Annotated in this window: 24 protein-coding genes; 9 read left to right on the top strand and 15 right to left on the bottom strand. The window is 72.8% G+C overall.

Going from position 1 to position 24068, the window contains the following annotated elements; genetic code table 11:
• Positions 1-23 precede the first annotated feature (23 nt).
• Genes IEZ01_RS26400 through IEZ01_RS26365 form a run of 8 tightly spaced genes read right to left on the bottom strand, consistent with a single transcriptional unit; the run spans position 24 to position 9344 of the window.
• Positions 24-1166, bottom strand: a complete 1143-nt coding sequence (locus IEZ01_RS26400; protein WP_019889029.1) for a GNAT family N-acetyltransferase — start codon at positions 1164-1166, stop codon at positions 24-26.
• Positions 1163-1819 (bottom strand): YveK family protein, encoded by a 657-nt coding sequence (locus tag IEZ01_RS26395; protein WP_052185683.1) that lies wholly within the window; start codon positions 1817-1819, stop codon positions 1163-1165. Before IEZ01_RS26395 ends, IEZ01_RS26400 begins: the two co-directional genes overlap by 4 nt.
• A complete protein-coding gene (locus IEZ01_RS26390) occupies positions 1816-2967 on the bottom strand; it encodes a glycosyltransferase (protein ID WP_019889031.1) in 1152 nt (383 codons plus the stop codon). The genes IEZ01_RS26395 and IEZ01_RS26390 overlap by 4 nt, the downstream gene beginning before the upstream one ends.
• Entirely contained in the window at positions 2964-3683 is a 720-nt protein-coding gene (locus IEZ01_RS26385) for a polysaccharide deacetylase family protein (RefSeq protein ID WP_052185805.1), read from the bottom strand. The genes IEZ01_RS26390 and IEZ01_RS26385 overlap by 4 nt, the downstream gene beginning before the upstream one ends.
• The gene (locus tag IEZ01_RS26380) at positions 3652-5355 is read right to left on the bottom strand and encodes a lipid II flippase MurJ (protein WP_019889033.1); all 1704 of its coding nucleotides are present in this window, start codon (positions 5353-5355) and stop codon (positions 3652-3654) included. Before IEZ01_RS26380 ends, IEZ01_RS26385 begins: the two co-directional genes overlap by 32 nt.
• Entirely contained in the window at positions 5348-6700 is a 1353-nt protein-coding gene (locus IEZ01_RS26375) for an O-antigen ligase family protein (RefSeq protein WP_019889034.1), read from the bottom strand. The genes IEZ01_RS26380 and IEZ01_RS26375 overlap by 8 nt, the downstream gene beginning before the upstream one ends.
• A 2-nt stretch (positions 6701-6702) precedes the next feature.
• Positions 6703-8175, bottom strand: coding sequence for a sugar transferase (locus IEZ01_RS26370; RefSeq protein WP_189204131.1), 1473 nt, complete (start codon positions 8173-8175; stop codon positions 6703-6705).
• The gene (locus IEZ01_RS26365; RefSeq protein ID WP_028797899.1) at positions 8172-9344 is read right to left on the bottom strand and encodes a glycosyltransferase; all 1173 of its coding nucleotides are present in this window, start codon (positions 9342-9344) and stop codon (positions 8172-8174) included. The genes IEZ01_RS26370 and IEZ01_RS26365 overlap by 4 nt, the downstream gene beginning before the upstream one ends.
• 434 nt (positions 9345-9778) lie before the next feature.
• On the opposite strand from IEZ01_RS26365, the gene IEZ01_RS26360 reads away from it, so the two are divergent.
• The 4 genes from IEZ01_RS26360 to IEZ01_RS26345 all read left to right on the top strand — a co-directional run bounded on the left by IEZ01_RS26360 (position 9779) and on the right by IEZ01_RS26345 (position 11944).
• Positions 9779-10018 (top strand): chaplin, encoded by a 240-nt coding sequence (locus IEZ01_RS26360; RefSeq protein ID WP_019889037.1) that lies wholly within the window; start codon positions 9779-9781, stop codon positions 10016-10018.
• A gap of 369 nt (positions 10019-10387) precedes the next feature.
• Positions 10388-10651, top strand: a complete 264-nt coding sequence (locus IEZ01_RS26355; RefSeq protein WP_019889038.1) for a hypothetical protein — start codon at positions 10388-10390, stop codon at positions 10649-10651.
• A 258-nt stretch (positions 10652-10909) separates the two neighbouring features.
• Positions 10910-11380 carry a hypothetical protein gene (locus tag IEZ01_RS26350; RefSeq protein ID WP_019889039.1) on the top strand — a complete coding sequence of 157 codons (471 nt, stop codon included), beginning with the start codon at positions 10910-10912 and terminating at the stop codon, positions 11378-11380.
• A 297-nt stretch (positions 11381-11677) separates the two neighbouring features.
• The gene (locus tag IEZ01_RS26345; RefSeq protein ID WP_028797901.1) at positions 11678-11944 is read left to right on the top strand and encodes a chaplin; all 267 of its coding nucleotides are present in this window, start codon (positions 11678-11680) and stop codon (positions 11942-11944) included.
• A gap of 70 nt (positions 11945-12014) precedes the next feature.
• Here the strand turns inward: IEZ01_RS26345 and IEZ01_RS26340 are convergent, their stop codons facing one another.
• The gene (locus IEZ01_RS26340; protein ID WP_189204129.1) at positions 12015-12878 is read right to left on the bottom strand and encodes a tyrosinase family protein; all 864 of its coding nucleotides are present in this window, start codon (positions 12876-12878) and stop codon (positions 12015-12017) included.
• On the bottom strand, positions 12862-13269 hold the full coding sequence (locus IEZ01_RS26335) for a tyrosinase family oxidase copper chaperone (RefSeq protein ID WP_019889042.1): 408 nt from the start codon (positions 13267-13269) through the stop codon (positions 12862-12864). Before IEZ01_RS26335 ends, IEZ01_RS26340 begins: the two co-directional genes overlap by 17 nt.
• A 209-nt stretch (positions 13270-13478) precedes the next feature.
• Between IEZ01_RS26335 and IEZ01_RS26330 the strand changes: the two genes are divergently transcribed.
• Genes IEZ01_RS26330 through IEZ01_RS26320 form a run of 3 tightly spaced genes read left to right on the top strand, consistent with a single transcriptional unit; the run spans position 13479 to position 15652 of the window.
• Positions 13479-13982 (top strand): DUF5949 family protein, encoded by a 504-nt coding sequence (locus IEZ01_RS26330; protein ID WP_189204127.1) that lies wholly within the window; start codon positions 13479-13481, stop codon positions 13980-13982.
• Positions 13983-13995: 13 nt separating this feature from the next.
• A complete protein-coding gene (locus IEZ01_RS26325) occupies positions 13996-14661 on the top strand; it encodes a vitamin K epoxide reductase family protein (protein ID WP_028797903.1) in 666 nt (221 codons plus the stop codon).
• 7 nt (positions 14662-14668) lie between these two features.
• A complete protein-coding gene (locus IEZ01_RS26320; protein ID WP_189204125.1) occupies positions 14669-15652 on the top strand; it encodes a glycoside hydrolase family 26 protein in 984 nt (327 codons plus the stop codon).
• Here the strand turns inward: IEZ01_RS26320 and IEZ01_RS26315 are convergent.
• Together IEZ01_RS26315 and trhA are read right to left on the bottom strand one after the other, a co-directional pair.
• Entirely contained in the window at positions 15630-16244 is a 615-nt protein-coding gene (locus IEZ01_RS26315) for a TetR/AcrR family transcriptional regulator (protein WP_189204123.1), read from the bottom strand. The two genes, IEZ01_RS26320 and IEZ01_RS26315, sit on opposite strands and share 23 nt — an antisense overlap.
• Positions 16245-16252: 8 nt before the next feature.
• Positions 16253-16939, bottom strand: a complete 687-nt coding sequence (trhA, locus tag IEZ01_RS26310) for a PAQR family membrane homeostasis protein TrhA (protein ID WP_052185807.1) — start codon at positions 16937-16939, stop codon at positions 16253-16255.
• Positions 16940-17134: 195 nt separating this feature from the next.
• On the opposite strand from trhA, the gene IEZ01_RS26305 reads away from it, so the two are divergent.
• The gene (locus IEZ01_RS26305) at positions 17135-18958 is read left to right on the top strand and encodes a phosphoenolpyruvate carboxykinase (GTP) (RefSeq protein WP_189204121.1); all 1824 of its coding nucleotides are present in this window, start codon (positions 17135-17137) and stop codon (positions 18956-18958) included.
• Between the two features lie 233 nt (positions 18959-19191).
• Here IEZ01_RS26305 and IEZ01_RS26300 read toward each other — a convergent pair whose 3' ends face one another.
• Entirely contained in the window at positions 19192-19584 is a 393-nt protein-coding gene (locus IEZ01_RS26300; RefSeq protein WP_019889049.1) for an SCO4983 family protein, read from the bottom strand.
• Positions 19585-19684: 100 nt separating this feature from the next.
• Positions 19685-20896, bottom strand: coding sequence for a pyridoxal phosphate-dependent aminotransferase (locus IEZ01_RS26295; protein WP_019889050.1), 1212 nt, complete (start codon positions 20894-20896; stop codon positions 19685-19687).
• Between the two features lie 146 nt (positions 20897-21042).
• Between IEZ01_RS26295 and mptB the strand changes: the two genes are divergently transcribed.
• Positions 21043-22512: a polyprenol phosphomannose-dependent alpha 1,6 mannosyltransferase MptB gene (gene mptB / locus IEZ01_RS26290; RefSeq protein ID WP_019889051.1), complete on the top strand. Its 1470-nt coding sequence runs from the start codon at positions 21043-21045 to the stop codon at positions 22510-22512.
• On the opposite strand, the gene IEZ01_RS26285 is transcribed toward mptB, so the two are convergent.
• The gene (locus IEZ01_RS26285; protein ID WP_019889052.1) at positions 22451-24064 is read right to left on the bottom strand and encodes an N-acyl-D-amino-acid deacylase family protein; all 1614 of its coding nucleotides are present in this window, start codon (positions 24062-24064) and stop codon (positions 22451-22453) included. The genes mptB and IEZ01_RS26285 overlap by 62 nt on opposite strands.
• Between the last annotated feature and the right edge of the window lie 4 nt (positions 24065-24068).

Genomic DNA, 24068 nt, shown 5'->3' with positions numbered 1-24068 from the left:
GCGCCCACCCGCGGCGGCGGAGGTCACCCTCCGCCGCCGCGGCGCAGCCGCCGCACCCAGGCCCGGTCCCGCAGCCGGTCCGCCGCCCACCGCCGGGCCCCCGCCCCGGCCGCGCGCAGCAGCAGGACGGGCCCCAGCCGGCGGCGGGAGAGCAGCAGCCGCCGGTTGACGACCGTCTCGGGCCGCCAGTGGTTCTTGTACGGTTCCGTGCCCCGCAGCATGCTCAGCGTGGCGCGGCCGCTCGCACTGGTCTCCCGCACGCCGTTGCGCAGCAGCAGCGCGGACACGTCCACCTTCCGCGCCCGCAGGCCCGGATCGGCGCCGTAGAGATAGCCGCCCGACAGCCGCGGGGACAGCAGGGAGAGATCCACCGCCACCACCTCCCCGTCCAGCCGGAACTCCGTCACCCGCGCCTCACCGGCCGCCACCATCGACCGCACGGCCCGGGTCAGATGCTCGGCGAAGCGCGCCCGGGTGTGCTCGACGTTGACCCCACGCCCCTCCCACTGCGTCCGGTGCAGCTCCAAGAGACGTCCGAGCGCGGCCTCCACCTCGGACACCGCCACCGCACGCCCCTCCAGACCCGCCGCGTCGACCTTGCGGAGCTTGGCGCGCAGCCGCTGCGCCGTCGAGCTCGGCAGCCTCGCCAGCAGCTCGTCCATCGGAAGGCCGGGCAGCTCCATGCAACGGGAGTCCGCTAGCCACCGCCTCGGCCCGCGCCAGTGCGCGCAGACGCGCTCCACCGACGCCCCCGGCCGCACCTCCCGCAGCTCGATCAGGGACGTCCGGGCCGCATCCGCCAGCGCCCCGGCGAGCGCGGCCGCCGCCTCAGGGCAGCCGTCGTCGAGCAGCACATCGGTGAAGTCGCTGATCGCGCCCCCGAGCGGGGTGAGCACAGGCAGCACCCCCGGCGCCCGCATCAGCGGGGCCGCCGCCACAAGCGTCCCCCCGCGGCGCACCAGCACCACCCGCAGGGCCCCCGGCACGCCGTACGACAACCACCAGGAGGAGAGCCAGGCGTGGCTCTGGAACGGGGTGGCCGTCGCGCACCGCGCGTGCAGAGCGGCCCACTCCTCGGCCAGCGCGCCGAACGCCTCCCCGTCACGGACCACGGTCACCGACAGCGGCACCGACGGGGCGTCCGCCACGGCCGCGGCGGCTCTCACACCGTCTCCGGTCGCGGCGCCTGGGCGGCCGCCTGGCTCTGCGCTCCGGCCGGACCCGGCACGGCCGCGTACCGCTCACCGGAGCCCGTACGCCGTGGCCGTACGAGAAGGGCGAGACTGCCGATGAGCCCGCCCGCGCTGCCGCCGACCATCGCGGCGAGCGGGGCGGACGGCGAGACGGGAGCGGTCGGCGCGGTGGCACGGGAGAACGGCAGTACCTTCACGCCCGTACCGCCCTGGGCGTGGGTGCTGTTGACGACCAGCGCCCGCGCCACCCCGTCGGCCATCGCGACCGCCTTCGACGGCTGCGGCGACCGGGCCGTGACCGCGATCATCGGGGCGTCCGGGGAGGTCGCGGTCTGCACGCTCTCGCGGAGCGTACGGGCCGAAACCCCCGCCCACACCGGCGCGTCGCCGGTGACGGCGAGGTCGAGGGCCACCCGGCCGTAGGCGGTGGCGAAGCCGACCGCCGCCGCCGGGTCGGACTTCTCGGCGGGCACGACGATCACATAGCTGGTCGCCGCGTACTGCGGCGTCTGCACCAGCCCGTATCCGGCGCCCGCCGCCGCGCCGAGCAGGACGGCGCCGGGCACCACCCACCGACGGCCGGGCTTGCGCCACCGGGCCGAAGCCCGGGACAGGACAGCTTTCATGAGCAACTCACCTCGTGGGGCAGGGGCGTGCCGTGGACGGCGTTCTCGTAGAGCGACATCAGCTGCCGGGCGCCGGCCGCGATGTCGTAGCGGCGCACGGCCGCGGGCTGGGGGAGACGGGCGCCGCCCGCGCGGCGGACCTCCCGCAGGGCGGCGGTCAGTTCGGGTACCGACGGGCCGATCCGCCGGGCGCCCGGCGCGGAGCCCGGCGGCAGGTCGTCGACGGCGGGGCAGGCGACGTACAGCACCGGCAGACCGGCGGCGAGCGCCTCCACGACCGCCAGACCGAACGCCTCGTCCGGGGAGGTCGAGACGAACACGTCCATCGCGGCGAGCAGTGACGGAAGAGTGAGGGTGTCAGGGGCGGCCCCGGCGGGCGGCGGATCCTCGCAGCGGCCCGACAGCAGCACCCGGTCGGCCGCCCCGCACTCCCCGGCGGTCCGCAGCAGCTCCTCGCGCTGGTCGCCCTCGCCTACCAGCAGCAGCCGCGCGTCGGGCAGCGCCGCTACGGCCCGTACGAGCCGGTCGAAACGCTTGCCCACGGCGAGCCGGCCCACGCCGCCGACGACGAACGCGTCCGGCGCGAGCCCGAGCTGCTCGCGGGCCGCCCGCCGCGCCGCCGGGTCGAAGGCGAACCGCGCCACCTCGATGCCATTCGGCACCACATGGATACGGGAGCGCCGTACGCCCCACTCCTCGAGCCGCCGGGCCACCGACGGCGAGACGGCGACCGTGGACGTGCCGAGCCGCTCCCCGGCCAGATAGAGCGCCCGCGCCCCGGAAGTCAGCGGGCGGCCCTCGATCTGGGCGTCTCCGAGGGAGTGCTCGGTGGCGATGACCGGCCGCACTCCGGCGAGCCGGGCGGCGATCCGGCCGTAGAGGCAGGCCCGGTAGAGATGGGTGTGCACGAGGTCGTAGCGGCCCTGACGGACGAGGCGGGTGAGCCTCGGCAGCGCGCCGAGGTCGCGGTTGCCGGCCATGCCCAGATGGATCACCGGAACGCCGTCGGCCTCGATCCCGCGCGCGACCGGGCCCGGGTTCGTCAGCGTGACGACGCTGCTGCTGGTCGGCAGATGGCGCAGCATCAGCCTCAGCTGCTGCTCGGCCCCGCCGATGCCGAGGCCGGTGATGATGTGCAGCGTCCTCATCGGGCCACCCGCTCGGGGCGGGGCAGGGGAAGATCGGCCGGGTGGCGGCGGCGCAGCCCGTGCAGGGCGCGTTTGGCGGTGAGCCGCCAGGCGCTGTCCTGCTCCCCGATGTGGACCCGGGGAAGGGCGAACACCCCGCTCAGTGCCTTGGGGTTGACGGCGCAGCCGTAGCGGTAGCCCGCGTCGCGTACGGCGTTCATGGCCCGGGCGTCGACGTCCCCGTACGGATAGCAGAAGCCGTCCGGGGCGCGGCCGGTGATCTCGTGGAGCAGCTCGCGGCTGCGGCCGGTCTCCTCGGCGAGGACCTGGTCGTCGGCCCCGGCCAGCGACACGTGCCGCAGCCCGTGCGAGGCCACCTCCATCCCGGCGGCGGCCGCCCGGCGGATGCCGTCCTCGTCGAGCAGCCGCCGGCGCGGCCCCCGCTCGTCCCAGTCGTTGGCGCCGCCCACCCGGCCGGACAGCACGAACACCGTGGCCGTGAAGCCGTGGCGGTGCAGCAGCGGCACCGCGCAGTCCAGGAAGTCGGCGTACCCGTCGTCGAAGGTCAGCCCGACAAGACCGGCCGCCCGCCCCCTGGCCGTCGCGTTGAGCAGCTCACCCACCCCGACCCCGCGCAGCCCCCGGTCGCTGAGCCAGTGCAGCTGCCGGGCGAAGGTCACCGGGGAGACGGCCACCCGGTACGGATCATCCGTGGGGTCGGCGACGGCGTGGTACATGGCCACCCACAGGGGTGGTCTCGGCAGCAGACGACGGGTCCGTCGCGTCCCGGTCCGGGAGCGGTCGGGAGCCGTGACAGCGGACATGAGCGAGCCTCCGTGCAGCGGAGCGGATCAGGGACGGGACCTCCGGCGCCCGGACGGCCCAGGCGAGGAGCGGGAAGACGACGGCGACCACCGCGCAGGCGGTGACCGCGGCGAGCAGCGGCCGGCCCACGGCGGCCGAGCAGCGGTGGGCGACCAGACAGGCACCGGCCGCCGCCAGGCCCAGCCGGGCGAGACCGGCGCAGACCACGCCGGTGCGCAGCGGGATGCTCTGCCCGCGGATCCCGGCCAGGAGCAGCGCGGCGGTCAGGGTGATGCCGAGCGCGTTCGCGGCGGCGATGCCGCGCACACCCCACGGGCCCACCCACAGGGCACCGGTCAGCGCGGTCGCCGCCAGCCCCGTCAGCATCACGGCCGCCGGGTACCACAGCGGCCGCGCGGCGGAGAAGTAGCAGCGCACAAGCGCCCCGACCAGGGTCTGCCCGAGCAGCCCCAGCGCGTAGACCCGCATCACGGCCGCGGTCGCCGCGGTGTCGGAGCGGTCGAACGCGCCGCGCTGGAACAGCACGTCGACGATGGCCGGCGCGCCCGCGATCACCGCCGCCGCGCCCGCGAGGACCACCACGGCCGCCAGCAGCAGATCCCGCTCGACCCGGCGACGGGCCAGCGCGGTGTCGCCGGCGGCCAGCGCCCGCGCCACGACCGGGAAACTGACCGTGCAGAGTATGAGCGAGAGGATCATCGGCATCTGCGCGACCTTCTGCGCGTAGTTCAGATGCGAGATCGCCCCGGAGGGCAGCGGCGCGGCGAGGAACCGTTCCACGAGGACCTGCGACTGGCGCCCGGCCGCGAACGCGATGACGGGGGCGACCAGAGCCAGCACCACCCGGTGCCCGTCCCCGCCCGTCCCCGGGTCGCCCGCGTGGCGCCGCGTCAGCTTCCGTACCAGCGACGGCGCCTGGATCACCACCATCAGCGCCCCGCCGACCGCCACCCCCGCCGCCGCGGCCCGCACCCCCCACGCACGGAACAGCAGAACCACCGTCGCGATGATCCCGGTGTTGTACGCGGTGTAGATCGCCGCCGGCTCCAGGAACCGGCCGTGCGCCCGCAGCGCCGCGCTGCAGTACCCGGCCAGGGCGAAGGTGAACACACAGGTCGCGGTCAGCCGGGTGCAGTCCACGGCGAGCCCCGGCTCGGCCAGACCCGGCGCCAGCGCCCGCACGACCCACGGCGCGCCCGCCGCGAACAGCGCGGCCACCGCGCCCGTGACGAGCGCGAGCCGCGGCAGCGTGGACCGCACCAGCGTCCGTACCGGATCGACGGCCCCGCCCGCGTGCCGCTGGGCGAGCGCCCGGCTGAACGCGGGCACCAGGATCAGCGCCATCGCGTCCTCGATCAGCAGCGTCGACGCGAACTCCGGGACCGTCCACGCGACCAGGAACGCGTCCGTGTCCGGACCCGCCCCGAAGAGGTGCGCCAGGATCTGGTCCCGTACGAGCCCCAGCAGCGAGCCGACCGCCGTCAGCACCGCCGTGATCAGCGCCGCCTTCGCCAGGAACCCCTGGGACGGCGCCCAGGACCGGCCACCGCGGCGGGGCGGGGCGGCCGGGCGCGTGTCAGCCATGACGGGCCGTCCCCCAGCCGTCCGGCGACGGCGCCAGCGCCCACGACGCCGCAAGGCCGAACACCACAGCCGTCAGCACGGTCGAGGGCCCGCCGATGTCCGCGTACACGAAGTCGACCACCTGCCACAGCAGCAGCCCCACCGCGACCAGCGCGCAGTCCGCGCCCCGCCCGGCGCGGCGGGCGCCCGGCAGGCGCCGCACCGCCAGCGCCAGCAGCGCCGCCCAGCTGCCCCCGAGCGCGACAAGACCCAGCAGGCCCTGCTCGCTGAGGACCAGCAGATACATGTTGTGCGGCGAAAGCAGCTCCTGGCGCTGGAAGGCCTGGCCCGCGCCCGCCGTGTCACTGCCCGACGACAGGGCGAGCGAGGCGTTGCTGTCGCGGTGATACGCGAAGCCCTTGAGGCCGACACCGGTGACCGGCTCGGTCCGCCACATCCGGGCCGCCGCCGCCCACATCGTGTACCGGTCGGTCACCGACTGGTCGGGCGCGTCGGCCACCTGCGTGATGCTGGCCGCCCGCTCCTTCACCAGCTGCGAGCCGATCCCCAGCCCGCCGACCAGGACCACCGCGAGCGCCCCGACGGCCAGCGCGACCCGGCCCGCCCGCCGCACCCCACCCAGGACCAGCTGCGCCGCACACGCCAGCACCGTGGCGATCCAGGCGCCCCGGCTGAACGACAGCACCAGCGGTACGGTCAGCAGCCCTGCGCACACCAGCGCCGCCGTGCGCTCCCGCGCGCTGCCCGTACCGAGCCCGATCCCGACGGCGGCCACGAGACCGAAGGCGACGACCGTCGCCATGCCCATCACATCGGTCGGCCCGAAGGTGCCCACCGCCCGGATGTCCTCACCCATGTACGAGGCGCCGGTGCCGGTCAGATACTGCGTCACCCCGACCGCCCCCTGGACCAGGGCGAGCCCCACCAGACCCCACGCCACCACGGCGAAGTCCCGCCGGGAGCGGACGGTGAGCACCACTGCGGCCGGGACGAGGACGAAGACCTGGATGTACCGGGCCACCCCGGGCAGGCTCGCGGCCGGATCGTACGAGGTGATCGCGGCCAGGCAGATGCCGAGCACCGGCAGCCCGAGCACCACCGCGGCCGTCCGGGTCAGCGGCCGCGCCCCCTCCCGCACCAGCCGCACCAGAGCGACGAGGACGAGCAGCCCCGAGGCCGCGTCGGCCACCGTGCCCGTACCGGCCGAACCGCCCGGGGCCGCATCCCCGGCCGGGACGGTCAGCAGGGCGATCACCGCCAGTACGGGCACCAGCGGCCAGGCCGCCCGCGCCCCGCCCCACCCCGGCCGACGGGGCGGCAGGGCCGCGAGCGCTCCCCCCGCCATCCTCAGCTCCCCGCCGGTCGGACCAGCGAGGCGGCCGTGCGCAGCAGGATGCAGATGTCCTGCCAGAGCGACCAGGTGTCGATGTAGTGGTTGTCGAAGCGGCAGCGGTCCTCGATCGAGGTGTCACCGCGCAGCCCGTGCACCTGCGCGAGCCCTGTCAGCCCCACCGGCATCCGGTGCCGGGCCGCGTACCCGGTGTGGATCCGGCTGAACTTGGCGACGAAGAAGGGCCGCTCGGGCCGCGGCCCGACCAGGCTCATGTCACCGCGCAGCACGTTCCACAGCTGCGGCAGCTCGTCGAGGGAGCTGCGGCGCAGGAACCGGCCGACCGGGCTCATCCGGGAGTCGTTCGCCACGCTCCAGCGCGTCGCCGACTCGGTCTCGTCGGACGGGCGCAGCGTACGGAACTTCAGCAGCGTGAACAGCCGCCCGTGCTGCCCCACCCGCTCCTGCCGGAACAGCACCCCTGGCCCGTCCGACAGCCGGACCGCCGCCGCGCACACCAGCAGTACGGGCGCGGCGACGGCCAGCATCAGACCGGCGCCGGCGATGTCCAGGAGCCGCTTGGCCGTCCGGCCGCGCCGCGGCCGCACCGGGGTGATGCGCCGGCAGGCATACCCCCACAGGTGCTCGTTCATGGCCGGGCGCCGCCCGGCATCCCCGGCCGCGTCCCCGATGCGCCAGGTGGCGCAGCCGTAGTACTGCAGGAGTGAGACGAGACCGGTCTGCCCCGGCACGTCGTCCCCGACGAACACCGCCTCCCGCACGGTGTTCTGGATGATCGCCCGGTGCACCTCCTCGGGGGAGGAGAGCACGGGCAGCAGGGCCAGGCCGTCCTCCGGCGCGGCGCCGCTCTTGCGAGGGCCGACGATGCCGACGGGCCGGATCCCGTACTCCGGATGCTGGGCCAGCGCGGTGGCCAGCCGCCGCGCGGCCGGATGCGCGCCGACGACCAGCGCCGAACGCGGATGGGCCCGGGCCGCCCGCCGCCTGCGGCCGTGGATCATCCCACGGCACAGACAGACCACGGCCAGGTGCGTGCCGTACGCCGCGCCGAGCGCCGGCAGGGCGATGGCCTGGGCGGGCGCGTACGCGGCGAGGACGGCCGCCGCCGCGCACCAGGCGACCAGGGCGCGGGTGGCCAGGGCGGGCAGTTCGTCGAGCACCGAGGAGATCGCGGCGGGCCGGTGCAGACCGGCGTACGCGTTCAACGCGAGGACGGAGATCGTCAGCTGGGCCAGGAACCAGACGTGCCGCTGCGGTTCGGCGAGCAGCATCGCCGCCAGGAGTACGGCCGTGCAGTCGACGGCGACCAGCGGGGAGGCGACCGACCGTGCCGGCACGGACCGGAGCGCCGGCAGGACCGGCCGGTCGGACGCACCGCGCGCCGACGCGAGCGAGGTGAGGCCGTGGGCCGGGCCCGCCGTCGACGACAGGTGCCCCGGCGAAGGGGGAAGGGTGCTTTCCGTTGTCACTGAGAAATCGGCTCTCTGAGCTCGGGGCACGGCGAGCCGGCCACCGCGCGGTAGACCTCCGCGATGGCCGCGCCGGTGCGCCGCACGTCGAATCTGCTGACTACGTGCTGTCGGGCCTCGCGGCCCAGGGTGTGGAGCAGCTCCGGCTGCGCGAGCAGCCGGACCATGGCCGCCGCCAGCGCGGCCGGATCCTCCGGCGGGACCAGGCAGTGGGGCGCGTGACCGGGCGGCAGGCTCTCGCGCGCCCCGTCGACCTCGCTCACCAGCACGGGCCGTCCGCTCGCCATCGCCTCCAGGGGCGCGAGCGCCATGCCCTCCCAGCGGGACGGCAGGACGACCAGGTCCGCCGCGCGGTACCAGGGGGCGGTGTCGTCGACCGCGCCGGCGAGGACCACCGACGGCGGCGCGGCGGCGCGCAGCCGCTCACCGTCCGGGCCGTCCCCGACCAGCACGAGCCTGGCCTCCGGGAGTTCGGCCAGGACCTGCGGCCAGGCCCGCAGCAGGACGTCCTGCCCCTTCTGCCGGCACAGCCGCCCCACGCACACCACGGTCGGGCCGTCGAAGGCGGCGATCGGCGGATCGGTTTCGGTCTCAAAACGCGCCACGTCGACGCCGTTGTGCACGACCGACCAGGCGGCGCGGACCCCGGCCCGCTCGCCCGTACGCCGCTCGTCGTCGCTCACGCACACGATCCGCGACGTCCAGCGGGCGGCCCACCGCTCCCAGTGCCGGGCCAGGGCGGCGGTCGTTCCGCCGACCGCCTCGAAGGACCAGGCGTGCGGCTGATACACCGTCGGGATCCGTCCCCGTACGGCGACCCGGGCGGCCAGACCGGCCTTGGCGCTGTGCGCGTGGACGACGTCCGGGCGGACCAGCCGGACGAGTTCCCCGATCCGGCGGCACTCGCGGGGCAGACCGGGACCCGGGTCGCGGACGGCCTCCCAGGCGTACGGTTCGGCGCCGGCCTCGCGTACCGCGGCGGCCAGCGGCGTCCCTGACGGGCAGGCGACGGCGACCCGCATCCCGTTGGCGGTCTGTGCCCGGACCAGGTCGACGACGACGCGCGCGACTCCGCCCTCGACGGGCTGGACCACATGCAGGGCCGTGAGGTCGGAGGTACCCGACCGGTGTGGAGGGCGCACGTCAGGACCGTGCGGTAAGCGTGACATTGATCCGATCGGCTCCCTTGCGCAGTGAGGTCCGCGGATCGGAAACGTTGGAGCCGCACACCAGGGTGTTGCGATGGGCAGGAAATCGCTCGATCTGACTAACACCGAAATCGTCGGGGCCTGATTTCGTAAGGTCGTTCGAGGAGGCGGCCGGCTCCGGCGCGGTGTCCGTGTGACGCTCAGCAAGAACCACTGAATTCCGCATGCAGGATCTCCGCTTTGATGAGTGAGACGGGGCGACACGGAAACGGTGTTCGCGAACGTTATAACTCCAACATGCCGCGACGGTTAGCATTGACTGCCCGGTCAGGCTAACCATCGATCCGCGTCACCCGTTCGGGAGAGCAACCAATCTCGCCGTCGCGCGTTCTTGATTGCATCGGGCAAACAGCCCGCAATTTCATCGAAAGATCGCACCCGAGGAGCGGTTCTCCATGTCCCGTATCGCGAAGGCTGTTGTCCTGTCCGTGGCTGCCGCCGCGTCCGTCGCGGGTGGCGCCGGTGCCGCCGTCGCCGACAGCGGCGCCCATGGTGCCGCCGTCGACTCGCCCGGTGCCATCTCCGGCAACCTGATCCAGGTCCCGGTGCACGTTCCGATCAACCTCTGCGGCAACACCGTGAACGTCATCGCCCTGCTGAACCCGGCCTTCGGCAACACCTGCGTCAACGCCTGACGCCGCTCACGACAGCCGCGCGAGCGCCGTCTGAAAAGGCCGGTGCCGCCGCATTCCCCGCAAAGGGAAGCGGCGCACCGGCCTTTCGCATGTCCGGTGGCCGACCCTGCTGCCCCCCGGCCCATCGGCCGGGCGAACCCACACATCGCGCCGGTCCGGATCCCCTCGGGCCGGCGCGATCATGTTGTGAAATTCAGAGAATAGGACCGGCTCCCGTCATTCGGGTGCCGTACAGAGAAATACCTTCCTTTGGGGTTTCCGCCACGCGCAGGGCTCGTTACAGAAGGAGAACGACGTACCGAAGTCTCCAAGAGGCTTGTGCCGTACGTGACTTGCTCCCGAAGAGACGTACCAGGAAGGACTCATTCCATGAAGCCCACGAAGGTTGCCGCGGTCGTCGCCGGTTCCATGATGGCCCTGGCTGCGGCCGCCCCGGCCTTTGCCGCGCCCTCGGTGCCCACCAGCCTGGACGGCGGCCTCGATACGATGACCAGCAAGCCGATCGCGACCGAAGCGCTGAGCAGCACCACGGACGGGTCCGTCGTCAACACCGTCACCGACACGGCCGACAACCTGAACGAGTCCAAGCCGAACGTCCCGCTGGTCGGCGGTCTCCCCATCCCGGGCAAGTAGGCGCGCCCTGTCGCTCCCGCCTCCCGCGGCGCCCTTACGCGTCGCCGACCGGTCATCTATTCATGTCGGCCTTCGCCCTTCCAGGGGTGGGGGCCGATATGTTTTTCATCAGACCATTGCTGCACGCGGGGGAATTTGGCGACTTTCTCGGCGATGCGCTCGTTTCACACGGCACAGCAAGTACCGCACCGTAGTCGAAGCTCGTGAAGGGCGTACGCAGTAATGAACCTGCGATCTCAAGCCGGTCTGGGAATTCTCGTGTCGTGCCTCGCCTCCGCCGCCATGGCCGGGCCGGCGGCCGCCGTCCAGGCGCCGGTGAACGTGCCGCTGGAAGGCCTGGAATCGGTCTCCCCCGCGCTGAACGCGCCCACCCTGAGCACCGGCGTTCCGCTGCCGATGCCGGGCGCGCCGACCGAGTTCCACGAGGGCATGGCCCAGGCCGTCCCCGGCGCCGCGCTGCCGCGGCTCCCGGTCTCCACCGAGCTCCCGCGGACCGTCATCGAGGCCCCGGCGCCGGACACGGTCGACGAGGTCCAGCCGGGCCGCGCCCAGCTCACCTCGCCGGGCTCGGACATGGACCTCCTGACCCCGGGCGCCCAGGTCGTCGCACCGCTCACCGGCCCGCGGGCCGAGCACCTGGGGCTGCCGGGCTACGCGCCGCCGAAGGCCGGTCTCGCCGCCCCGGACGTGCAAGGCACCCTCGACTCCAACCTGGGCCTGGTGCCGTAACCGACCGGAGGCGGCGGAGCGGGTTCGAATGTGGGGAATAGATGAAGACACGATTCTTCCCCACTACCCGAAGGATCGTTGCTCGTTCCACATAAGGCTTGTCGCATGGCCTCGGCCCGTAGGTCCGAAAGTTCGTTCCACCGTTTCCAGCGGCGGGCGCTCCGCCGGACTTGCGGGCCTCTCCCATAGGTCGACGAGGAATCTCGGCTGCAGACCGTTACCCCTGCCCCAAAGCCGCGTTGAACGGGCGTGATGACCGCGCATCGCGGTCACCTTTCCACGTTCAAGGAGCTATTGATGTCTCGCATCGCGAAGGCGGCCGCTGTTCTCGCCGGTACGGGTGCCGTTGCCCTCAGCGGAGCCGGTATGGCCGTCGCCGACTCCGGCGCCCAGGGTGTCGCCGCCAACTCGCCCGGCCTCATCTCGGGCAACGTCGTCCAGGTGCCGGTCCACGTCCCGGTGAACGTCTGTGGCAACACCGTGAACGTCATCGCTCTCCTGAACCCGGCCTTCGGCAACACCTGCGCGAACGTCGACGGCCACGACGGCGGCTACGGCGGCTGACACCCCCACTGGCGCACACAGCCCCCCGGCTCACCGAGCCGGGGGGCTTCGCCGTTGCCGGCCCCGCGGCCTACTCCGCGTACCGGTAGATGCGGCTGTGGTCGAGCATCGAGGCCGGGGTGATGTTCCAGGGCGGCATCTTCTCGTCGCGGGCCACGACCTGGCCATAGCCGGGCGAACCGAGGCCCGGAGCGGTAGCCGGCAGGAAGCCGGAGCGCGGGTGGCGGCGCTGCCAGCGGGTCCACAGGAGATCGACGAAGGAGTGGTGGAGCCAGAACAGCGGGTCGTTGACCGAGCCGCCGCTCAGCATCATCCCGCCCACCCAGCGGTGCACCCGGTTGTGGTTCAGCCAGCGCCCCCGCCCCGACCCCCATCCCTCCAGGAGGTTGCGGAAACCGGAGCGGCTGGTGGAGTCCCAGGGCTCGGTGTCGTACACCGGGTCGGACATCGCCCGCTCCAGCTCCGCCTTCGTCGGCAGCTCGATCGGATCCCGGGGCCGGCCGAAGTCACGGGTGAGGAAGCGGTCCTCGGTCATCGAGTGCTTGATCGGCCACTGCCCGCCGCGCAGGGCGAACGGCCCCGTCGTCACCTGAAGGTCGCCGCGACGGCCGTTGCCGCCCATGAAGTCCTCGCCGAACAGGGACGCGGCGGGGGTGTTGTCACGGGTCCAGTCCCAGTACGGCACCGACACCGAGGAGTCGACCGCCCGCAGCGCCTGCTCGAAGTCGAGCAGGAACCGGCGGTGCCAGGGGAAGAACGTCGGCGCCATGTGCGCGACCCGCAGACCGTCGTCGCCGTCCGCGACGTAGTGGTCGATGTGCCGACGGACGAACTCGTCGTACCGGCCCCGGCGTTTGAGCTCCAGCACCGCCGCGACGAACTTCCGCCGCTCGGTGCGGGTCAGGTCGCGCTGGTTCTTACGCGTGTACACCACGCGGGCCCCCTCCGGTCCGTACGCCATGAATGGCCGCCTCCGGCGACAGCCGGGCCGAACCCAGCCGGTCCACCGCCGCGCGTGCCGCGGCCAGCGGGGTCTCACACGACTCGTAGTGGTCGACGGCGCTGAGATAGCTGCCGTCGGCGCGCCGCATCAGATGCAGGGGCCGGCCGTCGATCAGTACTTCCGCGGAGCCGCGCGGGGTGAGCGGCCCGCCCTGGATGCGGCGGCCGCGGTACGTCTCGTCGAAGGCGAACGGAGCCGGTGCGGCGTCCGCGTCGGCTCCCGCGCGGCGGGGGGTGGTGACGATGCGGGCCAGGGCTCCGCCGGTGAAGGCGGCGGCGGCCAGGGTGAAGAGGGTGCGCAGCGCGGCCCGGCGCGACAGCATGAGTGACCTCCTGTGCCGGTGGTGCTCGGCATATGGGCATATCAACGAGGCGCAACCGACGCCCTGTTTGGGCCCAACGACTTTGCCGCCGATTCGTTGCGGCGCACATCCGTACCAGGGTGTCCGGTGGGCGCATTGCCGCACGGCCTCGGCCGATCGGGTGAAATCGGCGCGGAACGCCCCCCGCCGGACCACTAGCATCCGGACGCATGACCTCACCCCACTCAGTTTCCGCCGAGCGCAGCGCCTCGCCGCTGGGCACGCTCACCATCGTTCCGTGGACCAACGGGCCCACCCCCGACGACTCCATCGTCCCGTTCCTGATGGTGTATTCGCTCGGTGACGGCCGGGACGGTCCCGAGGCCGGCGAGGCGGCCATGCGGGCGGCCCTTGAGGGCATGGGCCTGCCGATCGGGGACCGGGTGGTCAACGCCGCCCAGGAGACCGCGATCGCCGCCCACCTCCTCGTCGAGGCCCAACAGGCGGTGCTCACCCTGCCGTTCATGAAGGTGCAGTGTTCGGTGCCGGCGCAGTGGGAGAAGGCCGCCCACGAGAACGCTCAGGTCTTCCTCATCGTCTCCACGCTCCCCTGGCCCGACGCGGTGCCGGGAGAGGCGATCACGGAGGAGCAGCTGCGGGCCTTCGTGACCGACGAGAAGGTCGTGACGGCCGGTGCGCATGTGATGCTGCCCGTCCGGCGGGTACGGGGCTGACGGGGGTCGTGCGATGAGCTCTGCGAGCGTGCGGGACGAGGCGTCCATCCCGGGACAGTCCGGGCGGCGGGGCACCGACGCCCGGGGTGGGGCCCGGGACGAGGGCGTGGGAGCGGGCCGCGCGTTCGCATGGCTCCTGGTGGTCACGGGCGCGGCCGGGGTGCTGGCCGCATGGGTGATCACGCTGGACAAGTTCAAGCTGCTGGAGGACCCGAACTTCCGGCCGGGGTGCAGCCTCAACCCGGTGGTGTCCTGCGGCAACATCATGAAGAGCGCGCAGGCGTCGGTGTTCGGCTTCCCCAACCCGATGCTGGGCCTGGTCACCTACGGCATGGTGGTCGCCATCGGCGCCGCCCTGCTCGCCGGGGCGCGCCCGCGGCGCTGGTACTGGCTGGGGCTCAACGCCGGGACACTCTTCGGTGTCGGCTTCTGCGCCTGGCTCCAGTACCAGTCGCTGTACGAGATCCACTCGCTGTGCCTGTGGTGCTGCCTGGCCTGGGCCGCCACGATTCTCATGTTCTGGTACGTCACGGCGCACAACGTCCGTACCGGAGCGCTGCCCGCGCCCGCCGGGGTGCGGCGGTTCTTCGAGGAGTTCGCCTTCGTCCCGCCGGTCCTCCACATCGGGATCGTCGGGATGCTGATCCTCACCCGCTGGTGGGACTTCTGGACCAGTTGAGGTGGGCGTGCTCACCGGGCCGCGGGCCGCGCCGATCGTGCTGCTCGCGGTCCTTCTCGTGTTCGGCCTCGACCAGGGCCGGATCGCACCGGACTCCCGGCACCGCGACGGCCGTCCGCCCGTGCCGTCCGGCTTCTTCACCGGCTCAGACGAGGCCGGGATACGGCGGATCGCCGAGGTGGGGGAGTGGCTCGGCGGGGCGCCGCTGACCGTCGGGCACACGTATCTGCCCGGCGATCTCTGGTCCAACATCGAGGGGCACGAGCGGCTCTTCGGACCGTGGGCGCACTGGGTGCGGGAGCGGCCGGGGCGGCTGTTCGTCCTCAACGTGCCGCTGCGGGACCGCAGCGAGGCCGGGCTGCCCGACGCGGAGGTACGGGCGGGGCTGCGGCTCGGGGCCGACGGGGCGTTCGACCGGCACTTCCGGGTGCTGGGGGAGCGGCTCGTCCAGCACGGTCTCGAAGAGGCGGTGCTCGTCCTCGGCTGGGAGATGAACGGCGCCACCTACAGCCATCGCTGCGGGCCCGACCCGGAGGCGTGGAAGGCGTACTGGCGGCGGGTCGTCACGGTGCTGCGCGAGGTGGCCGGGCAGCGCTTCCGCTTCGACTTCACCGCGAGCCGCGGCCGGGACGCGATCCCCTGGCCGCTCTGCTACCCCGGCGACGAGTACGTCGACATCATCGGCCTGGACGCGTACGACCAGCCGCGCGGAGCGGACTTCGCGCGGCAGGTCACCGAGGAGTACGGGCTCGCGCACCATGTGCGGTTCGCGGCCGCGCACGGGAAGCCGGTCTCGTACCCGGAGTGGGGGCTCTTCCGCAACGGTGACAACCCGGACTACGTACGGGGCATGCTGGACTGGTTCGCCCGGCACCGGCCCGTCTACCAGACGTTCACGGACTACTGCCCGCACGGGGTGTGGGGGTGCCCGGACCATCCGCGGTCGGCGGAGGTGGTCCGGGGCGCCTTCACAGGGACAGGCCGCCCTTGAGGGTGTCGACGGTCCGGTCGAGCAGAGCGAGCAGGTCGTCGCCCTGGCCGCGCTCGGCCCAGCAGAGGGTGGCCTCCCGCAGGGCGGCGAGGACCGCCGCCGTGAAGACCCGCACCTCCAGGTCGTCGGCGGCCCGGCCGGTGCGGTCGGCGATGGCGCGGGCCAGCAGCTGGGCGGTCCGGGCCGTGGTCTCGGTGAGCCGGGAACGTACCGCCGGGACCTCCGCCATCAGCCGGGCCCGCAGCCGGGTCTCCTCCGGCTCGTGGGCCAGCGCCGTCCGCACCGCCTCGGTCACCACCGCCCGCAGGGACTCCAGCGGCTCCTCGTCGGCGGGGCGGGCCCGCAGGCGGGCGTCCAGGACGGCGTCGTGCTCGTCGGTGAGGAGGATGTCCTCCTTCACCGGGAAGTAGCGCACCACGGTGCTGGGGGAGACCTCGGCGGCCTCGGCGATCTGCTCGACGGTGGTCGCGTCGTACCCCTGTGTGGCGAGCAGCCGGTAGGTGGCCCTCCGGATCGCCGTGCGGGTCTTGAGCTTCTTGCGCTCGCGCAGGCTCAGCGGTTCGCGGGAATCGGCGGGCAGCATGGCGGTCATTGTGCAGGTCAGGCGTGCTGGTAGGCCACCAGCGAGATGCCGACGTAGTGGACGACGAAGGCCGCGAGGGTGAAGGAGTGGAAGACCTCGTGGAAGCCGAACCAGCGCGGGGAGGGGTTGGGGCGCTTCATTCCGTAGATCACGCCGCCCGCGCTGTAGAGCAGGCCGCCGACGATCACCAGGACGAGGACGGCGATGCCGCCCGTGCGCAGGAAGTCGGGGAGGAAGAAGACGGCCGCCCAGCCCATCGCGATGTAGCAGGGGGTGTAGAGCCAGCGCGGGGCGCCGACCCAGAAGACCCGGAACGCTATGCCGGCGAGCGCCGCCGCCCAGACCGCCCAGAGCAGGATCCGGCCGGTGGAGTCGGGGAGAAGGAGGAGCGTCAGCGGGGTATATGTCCCCGCGATGATCAGGAAGATGTTGGCGTGGTCGAGCCGGCGCAGCACCGCCGTGGCGCGCGGGCCCCAGTTTCCCCGGTGGTACAGCGCGCTCACACCGAAGAGCAGACAGGCGGTGAGTACGTAGATGCCGCAGGCGACCCGGCCGCGGGTGGAATCGGCCAGCGCGGTGAGCACGAGACCCGCGATCAGCACGGCCGGAAACATGCCGGCGTGCAGCCAGCCGCGCAGCCGGGGCTTCACCAGAGGCGGCTGAGAGGGCTTGGTCCCGGTCACTTCGGGTACGGCTGCATCCATGGTCCGCATGGTAGCGACGCGATCGTAGGGGACTTGTATGAGTGGCGATGCTCACGTGGGCGGCCCCCTGGACATATGCGCATGAACGTCGGATGATCAAATGAGTGCGGTCGGCACCGGATGAGCGCTACGACGCATCCGGGTCGCGGCCCCCACGGGGCATACACCTAAAAAACCCCTCAACAAGGAGCAATCGTGGCGCGCGACAACGCGGCTCCCACCACCGTCCCCACCACCCACCAGGGACTCCTCTCCTGGGTCGACGAGATCGCAGCAATCACGCAGCCGGACAACGTCGTCTGGTGTGACGGTTCCGAAGCCGAGTACGAGCGCCTGTGCGGGGAGCTCGTGGCCAAGGGCACGTTCCGCAAGCTCGACCCGATCAAGCGGCCGAACTCGTACTACGCGGCGTCCGACCCGACCGATGTCGCGCGCGTCGAGGACCGGACCTTCATCTGCTCCGAGAAGGAGGAGGACGCGGGCCCGACCAACCACTGGAAGGCCCCGGCCGAGATGAGGGACATCTTCGCCGGCGAGAAGGGCATCTTCCGTGGCTCCATGAAGGGCCGGACGATGTACGTCGTCCCCTTCTGCATGGGCCCCCTCGGCTCCCCGCTGTCCGCGATCGGCGTGGAGATCACCGACTCCGCGTACGTCGCCGTCTCCATGCGCACCATGACCCGCATGGGCCAGGCCGTGCTGGACGAGCTCGGCACCGACGGCTTCTTCGTCAAGGCCGTCCACACCCTCGGCGCCCCCCTGGAGGAGGGCCAGGAGGATGTGCCGTGGCCGTGCAACTCCACCAAGTACATCTCGCACTTCCCCGAGAGCCGCGAGATCTGGTCGTACGGCTCGGGCTACGGCGGCAACGCCCTGCTCGGCAAGAAGTGCTACGCGCTGCGGATCGCCTCCGTCATGGCCCGCGACGAGGGCTGGCTCGCCGAGCACATGCTGATCCTCAAGCTCACCCCGCCGCAGGGTGAGGCCAAGTACGTCGCCGCAGCCTTCCCGTCCGCCTGTGGCAAGACCAACCTCGCCATGCTGGAGCCCACGATCTCCGGCTGGACGGTCGAGACCATCGGCGACGACATCGCCTGGATGCGCTTCGGCGAGGACGGCCGCCTCTACGCGATCAACCCCGAGGCCGGCTTCTTCGGCGTCGCGCCCGGCACCGGCGAGCACACCAACGCCAACGCGATGAAGACCTTGTGGGGCAACGCCGTCTTCACCAACGTCGCGCTCACCGACGACAACGACATCTGGTGGGAGGGCATGACGGAGGAGGCGCCGGGTCACCTCACGGACTGGAAGGGCAACGACTGGACTCCGGATTCGGAGACCCCGGCCGCCCACCCCAACGCCCGCTTCACCGTCCCCGCCTCGCAGTGCCCGATCATCGCGCCGGAGTGGGAGGACCCCAAGGGCGTGCCGATCTCGGCGATCCTCTTCGGCGGCCGCCGCGCCTCCGCCGTCCCGCTGGTCACCGAGTCCTTCGACTGGCAGCACGGCGTCTTCCTCGGCGCGAACGTCGCCTCCGAGAAGACCGCCGCCGCCGAGGGCAAGGTCGGCGAGCTGCGCCGCGACCCCTTCGCGATGCTGCCGTTCTGCGGCTACAACATGGGCGACTACATGGCCCATTGGGTCAAGGTCGGTGCCCAGGCCGATGCCGCCAAGCTCCCGAAGATCTACTACGTCAACTGGTTCCGCAAGAACGACGCGGGCAAGTTCGTGTGGCCCGGCTTCGGTGAGAACAGCCGCGTCCTGAAGTGGATCGTGGAGCGCCTGGAGGGCAAGGCCGAGGGCGTCGAGACGCCGATCGGCATCCTGCCCGCCAAGGGTTCGCTGGACACCGAGGGCCTGGACCTGTCGGACGACGACCTGGACTTCCTGCTCAAGGTCGACACCGACGTCTGGCGCGAGGAGGCCGCCCTGGTCCCCGAGCACCTCAACACCTTCGGCGACCACACGCCGAAGGAGATGTGGGACGAGTACCGCGCGCTGGTCGAGCGCCTGGGCTGATCCCGCCCCGAGACTCGTGGCGGGTTGCCCACGACAACCGCCCTGACCAGTGGGGTCACGACGGCCCGCCACGACACGAACCGGCCCCCGAAGCCCCCTCACGGCTTCGGGGGCCGGTTGTTTCTCTCCGGTACGCGCGCGACGCGCCCCGCACGGTGTGCCGTGCGGGGCGCGTCGGATGTGCGAGGTGGCAACCCGGTCCGCGCGCCGCTCGGGCGCGCGGACCGGGGCCGTCAGGGGGCGCCGACCAGATCGGATGCGGTCAGCGCGGCGGCATGCGCGTCCATGCGCTCGGCGGCGAGGATCGCCACCGCGGTGTCCGCCCGGGAGGCGGCGACGACCAGGGCGCGGCCCGCGAGGGCGTGTGCGCGCCGGTGCAGGGTGGTGCGCCCGGAGCCGCTCAGGCCGGCGTGCCGGGCCGGCGGGGCGCCCCGCAGCCTGGCCACCTGCTGGGCGATGCGCTCGGCAGCCGCCGTGTCGCCGAGTTCGTCGGTGACGGCGAGGAGCGCGGCGAGATGGCCGGCGAGCTGGATGTCCAGCTCCTCCTCGCGGGAGCGGTGCGGGTAGCTGTCGCGGTCGTCGTCGGCCATCCGGTGGACCGACTTCGTGCGGATCGGTTCGTACATGGGACGGCCTCCTGTAGCTCTGGAGCCATCCTAGCTTAGATTCAATCTAAAGTTGAGCCGAGTCCGGTACTTAAGGGGGTGGGCCGGGGGTCCGCAGGGGTTACGGCTGGCCGTACCCCTCCAGGAAGTTCCCGATCCGGGTGACCGCGTCGGCGAGGTCCTTGGCGTTCGGCAGGGTCACGATCCGGAAGTGGTCGGGCTCGTGCCAGTTGAAGCCGGTGCCGTGCACCACCATGATCTTCTCGGCCCGCAGCAGGTCCACGACCATCTGACGGTCGTCCTTGATCTTGTAGACGTCGGGGTCGAGACGCGGGAAGAGGTACAGCGCGCCCTTGGGCTTCACGCAGGTGACGCCCGGGATCCGGGTCAGCAGCTCGTACGCCGTGTCGCGCTGCTCCAGGAGCCGTCCGCCCGGCTTGACCAGGTCCTCGATCGACTGCCGGCCCTGCAGGGCGGCGGCCACCGCGTGCTGGGCGGGCATGTTGGCGCACAGCCGCATGTTGGCGAGGATCGTCAGGCCCTCGATGTACGAGGAGGCGTGCGCCTTGGGCCCGCAGACCGCCAGCCAGCCGGAGCGGAAGCCGGCGACCCGGTAGTTCTTGCTCATGCCGTTGAAGGTGAGCACGAGCAGGTCCGGCGCGATCGCCGCGGTCGGGGTGTGCGTGACACCGTCGTAGAGGATCTTGTCGTAGATCTCGTCCGAGCAGACCACCAGATTGTGCCGGCGGGCGATCTCGGTCAGGGAGCGCAGCATCGCGTCGTCGTACACCGCACCCGTCGGATTGTTCGGGTTGATGACGACGATCGCCTTGGTGCGGTCGGTGATCTTCCGCTCGATGTCGGCGAGGTCCGGCATCCACTCGGCCTGCTCGTCGCAGCGGTAGTGCACGGCCGTACCGCCCGCGAGGGAGACCGAAGCCGTCCACAGGGGATAGTCGGGGGCCGGGACGAGGACCTCGTCGCCGTCGTCGAGCAGCGCCTGCATCGACATCTGGATCAGCTCGGAGACGCCGTTGCCGAGGTAGATGTCCTCGACGGAGAGCGGGATGCCCTTGGTCTCGTAGTGGCTCATGATCGCCCGGCGGGCCGAGAGCAGGCCCTTCGCGTCGCCGTAGCCGTGCGCGTCGTGCAGATTGCGCAGCACGTCCTCAAGGATCGCCGGCGGGCACTCGAAGCCGAAGGCGGCGGGGTTGCCGGTGTTGAGCTTGAGGATGCGGTGGCCCGCGGCCTCCAGTCGCATCGCCTCCTCGAGCACCGGACCACGGATCTCGTAACAGACGTTGGCGAGCTTCGTCGACTGGATCACCTGCATGCCGAGAGCTTACGGGGGCCCGGTCGGCGGCGCCTCGTGTTTTGGGACACAAGGGACGCGCCCGGGCCCCGGCGAAGACGGGCGCACGGGCCCCGGGAAAGCCCCTTGGCGCCTCCCACGTCGGTACGCCGATAGGTTGACCTGTCATGTGGGTGTTGAGTGTCGCCGCGTGCCGCCGGCTGGGCGCGGCCGGCGCGGTCGCCGTCGCCGTGGGCGGCTGGGCCGCCGGAACCCTCCCGGCCCGGGAGCCATGGGGACTGTGGGTGCGCCACGGTTCCACGGCCACCGTCGCCGCCACCGTCCTCGCCACCCTCGGACTGACCGCGCTCGTCCTCGCCTGGTGGCGCTACGGGCGGCTGCTCGCGGGCGGTGCCGCGATCTCCGTCCGCGAGTCGCTGGTCACCCTCGGCTGGTGGGCCGCGCCGCTGGTGCTCGCCCCGCCCCTGTACAGCGCCGACGTGTACAGCTACATCGCCCAAGGCGCGATGGTCCTCGAAGGGCATGACGTCTACCGCCTGGGGCCGTCCGTGCTCGACCCCGGCGGGCTCGGCGGCGACGCCGCCGCCAGCGTCGGCGGCCACTGGACCGACACCCCGGCCCCCTACGGCCCCGTCTTCCTCGTCCTCGCCCAGGTGGTCGTCACGCTCACCGGCGGCACCCTCGTCCCCGCGGTCCTCGGCATGCGCCTGCTCGCGCTGGCCGCGCTCGCCCTGATCGCCTGGGGCCTGCTGCGGCTCGCCCAGGCCCGCGGCACCACCCCCACCGGGGCGCTGTGGCTAGGCGCGCTCAACCCGCTGCTCCTGATCCATGTCGTCGGCGGGATGCACAACGACGGACTGATGGCCGCCCTGGTGCTCTGGGCGGTCGTGTGGACGCTGCGCGACCGGTGGGTGCTCGGCAGCGGCCTCGTCGGGCTCGCCATGATGGTCAAGTCCCCGGCCGCGCTGACCCTGCTCTTCCTGGGCGTGCTGCTCGTACGGGCCGCCCGTGGGCCGCTGCCCGCCCGCCTGGCGACGGCGTTCGTCCTGCCCGGGCTGGTGGCAGGCGCGGTCGCCGCCGCCGCGACCCTCCTCGCCGGGACCGGCTTCGGCTGGCTGCGCACCCAGAGCGTCGCCGCCACCATCCACACCGCGCTCTCCCTCACCAGCGACGTCGGACTCGGCCTGGGCGAGCTGGGACGGCTGCTGCTGGGCACGGACCCGGACCCGGTGAAGGCCGCCGTGCAGAAGGCCGGTCTGCTCGCCGCCGGGGCGATCATCCTGTACCTCGCCCGGCGCCGGCCCGACCCCGTGCACGCCCTCGGCGTCGCGCTGCTCGTGCTGGTCGCGCTCTCGCCGATGGTGCAGCCCTGGTACGTGCTGTGGGGCACGACCGTGGTCGCCGCGACGGCCTGGCACACCCGGCTCGGACAGCTGCTGACCGTCCTGTCGGCGGCGCTGGTGTACGAGACCCAGCCCTCCGGGCACACCCCCGCGTACGGCTTCGTGCTCGCCGGGGTGGTGTGCGCCCTGGGCGTGGTGTGGGCGCGGCGCGAGCCGTGGCCCGCCGGCCCGTCTACGGAGTCCGGCGCACCGACCGCCCCGCCAGGACGTCCGTCCGCCGCCCGTCCTCGATGACGAACTTCCCGTCGATCAGGACGTGCGGGATCCCGGTCGGCGGGGTGCGCGGCGCGTCGAACGTGGCGCCCGCCGCCACCGTCGCCGGGTCGAAGAGGACCAGGTCCGCGCGGTGCCCCTCGCGCACCAGGCCCCGGTCGGGCAGCCGCAGCCGAGCGGCGGGGCGGCCGGTCAGGTGGTGCACGGTCTCCTCCAGCGACAGCACGCCGAGCTCCCGGGCGTAGTGCCCCAGGTAGTGCGGGAAGGTGCCGTACGCCCGGGGGTGGGGCTTGGCGCCCTGGAGGATGCCGTCGGAGCCGCCGGTGTGGACGCGGTGGCGCATGATCGCCCGGACGTTCTCCTCATGGCCTACGTGCTGGAGGATCGTCGTCCCGAGCCGGTCGGCGATCAGCAGCTCACGGGCCGTGGCCCACGGGGTCCGGCCGTGCGCGTCGGCCAGCTCCTGGACCGTGTCGCCCACCCAGGAGGCGAGGGCCGGATCCTGGACGCCCGAGATCTCGATGGTGTCCCACTCGACCGGCACGCCGTGGCAGCCGTCCGAGCCGGTCACCTCCAGCGCGTGACGTATCCGCTCGGCGCTCTCCTCGTCCCGCAGCCGGGCGAGGACCGCCTCCGGGCCGCCCTCGCCCGCCCAGCTGGGCAGCAGCGCGGCCAGGGTCGTGCAGCCCGGGGTGTACGGATACGTGTCCAGGGTGATGTCCGCGCCCGCGTCCAGGGCCCGGTCGAGCAGGGCGAGCAGCTCGGGTGCCCGGCCCTTGTTCACACCGAAGTTCATCGCGGCGTGCGCCAGGTGCAGGGCGCACCCGGCGGCGCGGGTGAGGGCGACCATCTCCTCGTACGCCTGGAGCGCGCCCGCGCCGTAGGAGCGGTGGTGCGGGCAGTAGTAGCCGCCGTAGCGGGCGACGACCCGGCACAGCTCGGTCAGTTCGGCGTCGTCCGCGTACATGCCCGGGGTGTAGGTGAGGCCGGAGGACATGCCGACCGCGCCCTGCTCCAGGCCCTCGGCGACCAGCTCCCGCATCCGGTCCAGCTCGGCTGCGGTGGCCGGCCGGTCCTCCCAGCCGACGGCGTACATCCGGACCGTGCCCTGCGGGACGAGATAGGCGGCGTTGACGGCCACGCCCCGGTCGAGCCGGTCCAGGTACTCGCCGACCGTCCGCCAGTCGAAGTCGACGTCCGTGTCCCCGGGGGCGCCGCCGTTCCAGCCGCTGATCGCCGTACGGATCTTCTCCTGTGTGCGGTCGTCGGCCGGCGCGTACGACAGCCCGTCCTGGCCGAGGACTTCGAGGGTCACGCCCTGGGCGGCCTTGGCGCTGTGGTCCGGGTCGCGGAGCAGGGCGAGGTCGCTGTGGGCGTGCATGTCGACGAAGCCGGGGGACAGGGCGAGGCCCTCGACGTCCAGGACCCGCCGGGCGGTGGGGCGCTGGCAGCCGGCCGCCGCGCCCTCCTTGACGATGGCGGCGATCCGGCCGCCGTCGAGGGCCACGTCGGCGCGGTAGGAGGGGCCGCCGGTGCCGTCGACGACCTCGGCGTCACGCAGGACCAGATCCATGGCG

This window comes from Streptomyces purpureus (assembly GCF_014648195.1).
GTDB lineage: Bacteria > Actinomycetota > Actinomycetes > Streptomycetales > Streptomycetaceae > Streptomyces > Streptomyces purpureus.
This window is presented reverse-complemented; position numbering and strand designations above follow the sequence as displayed.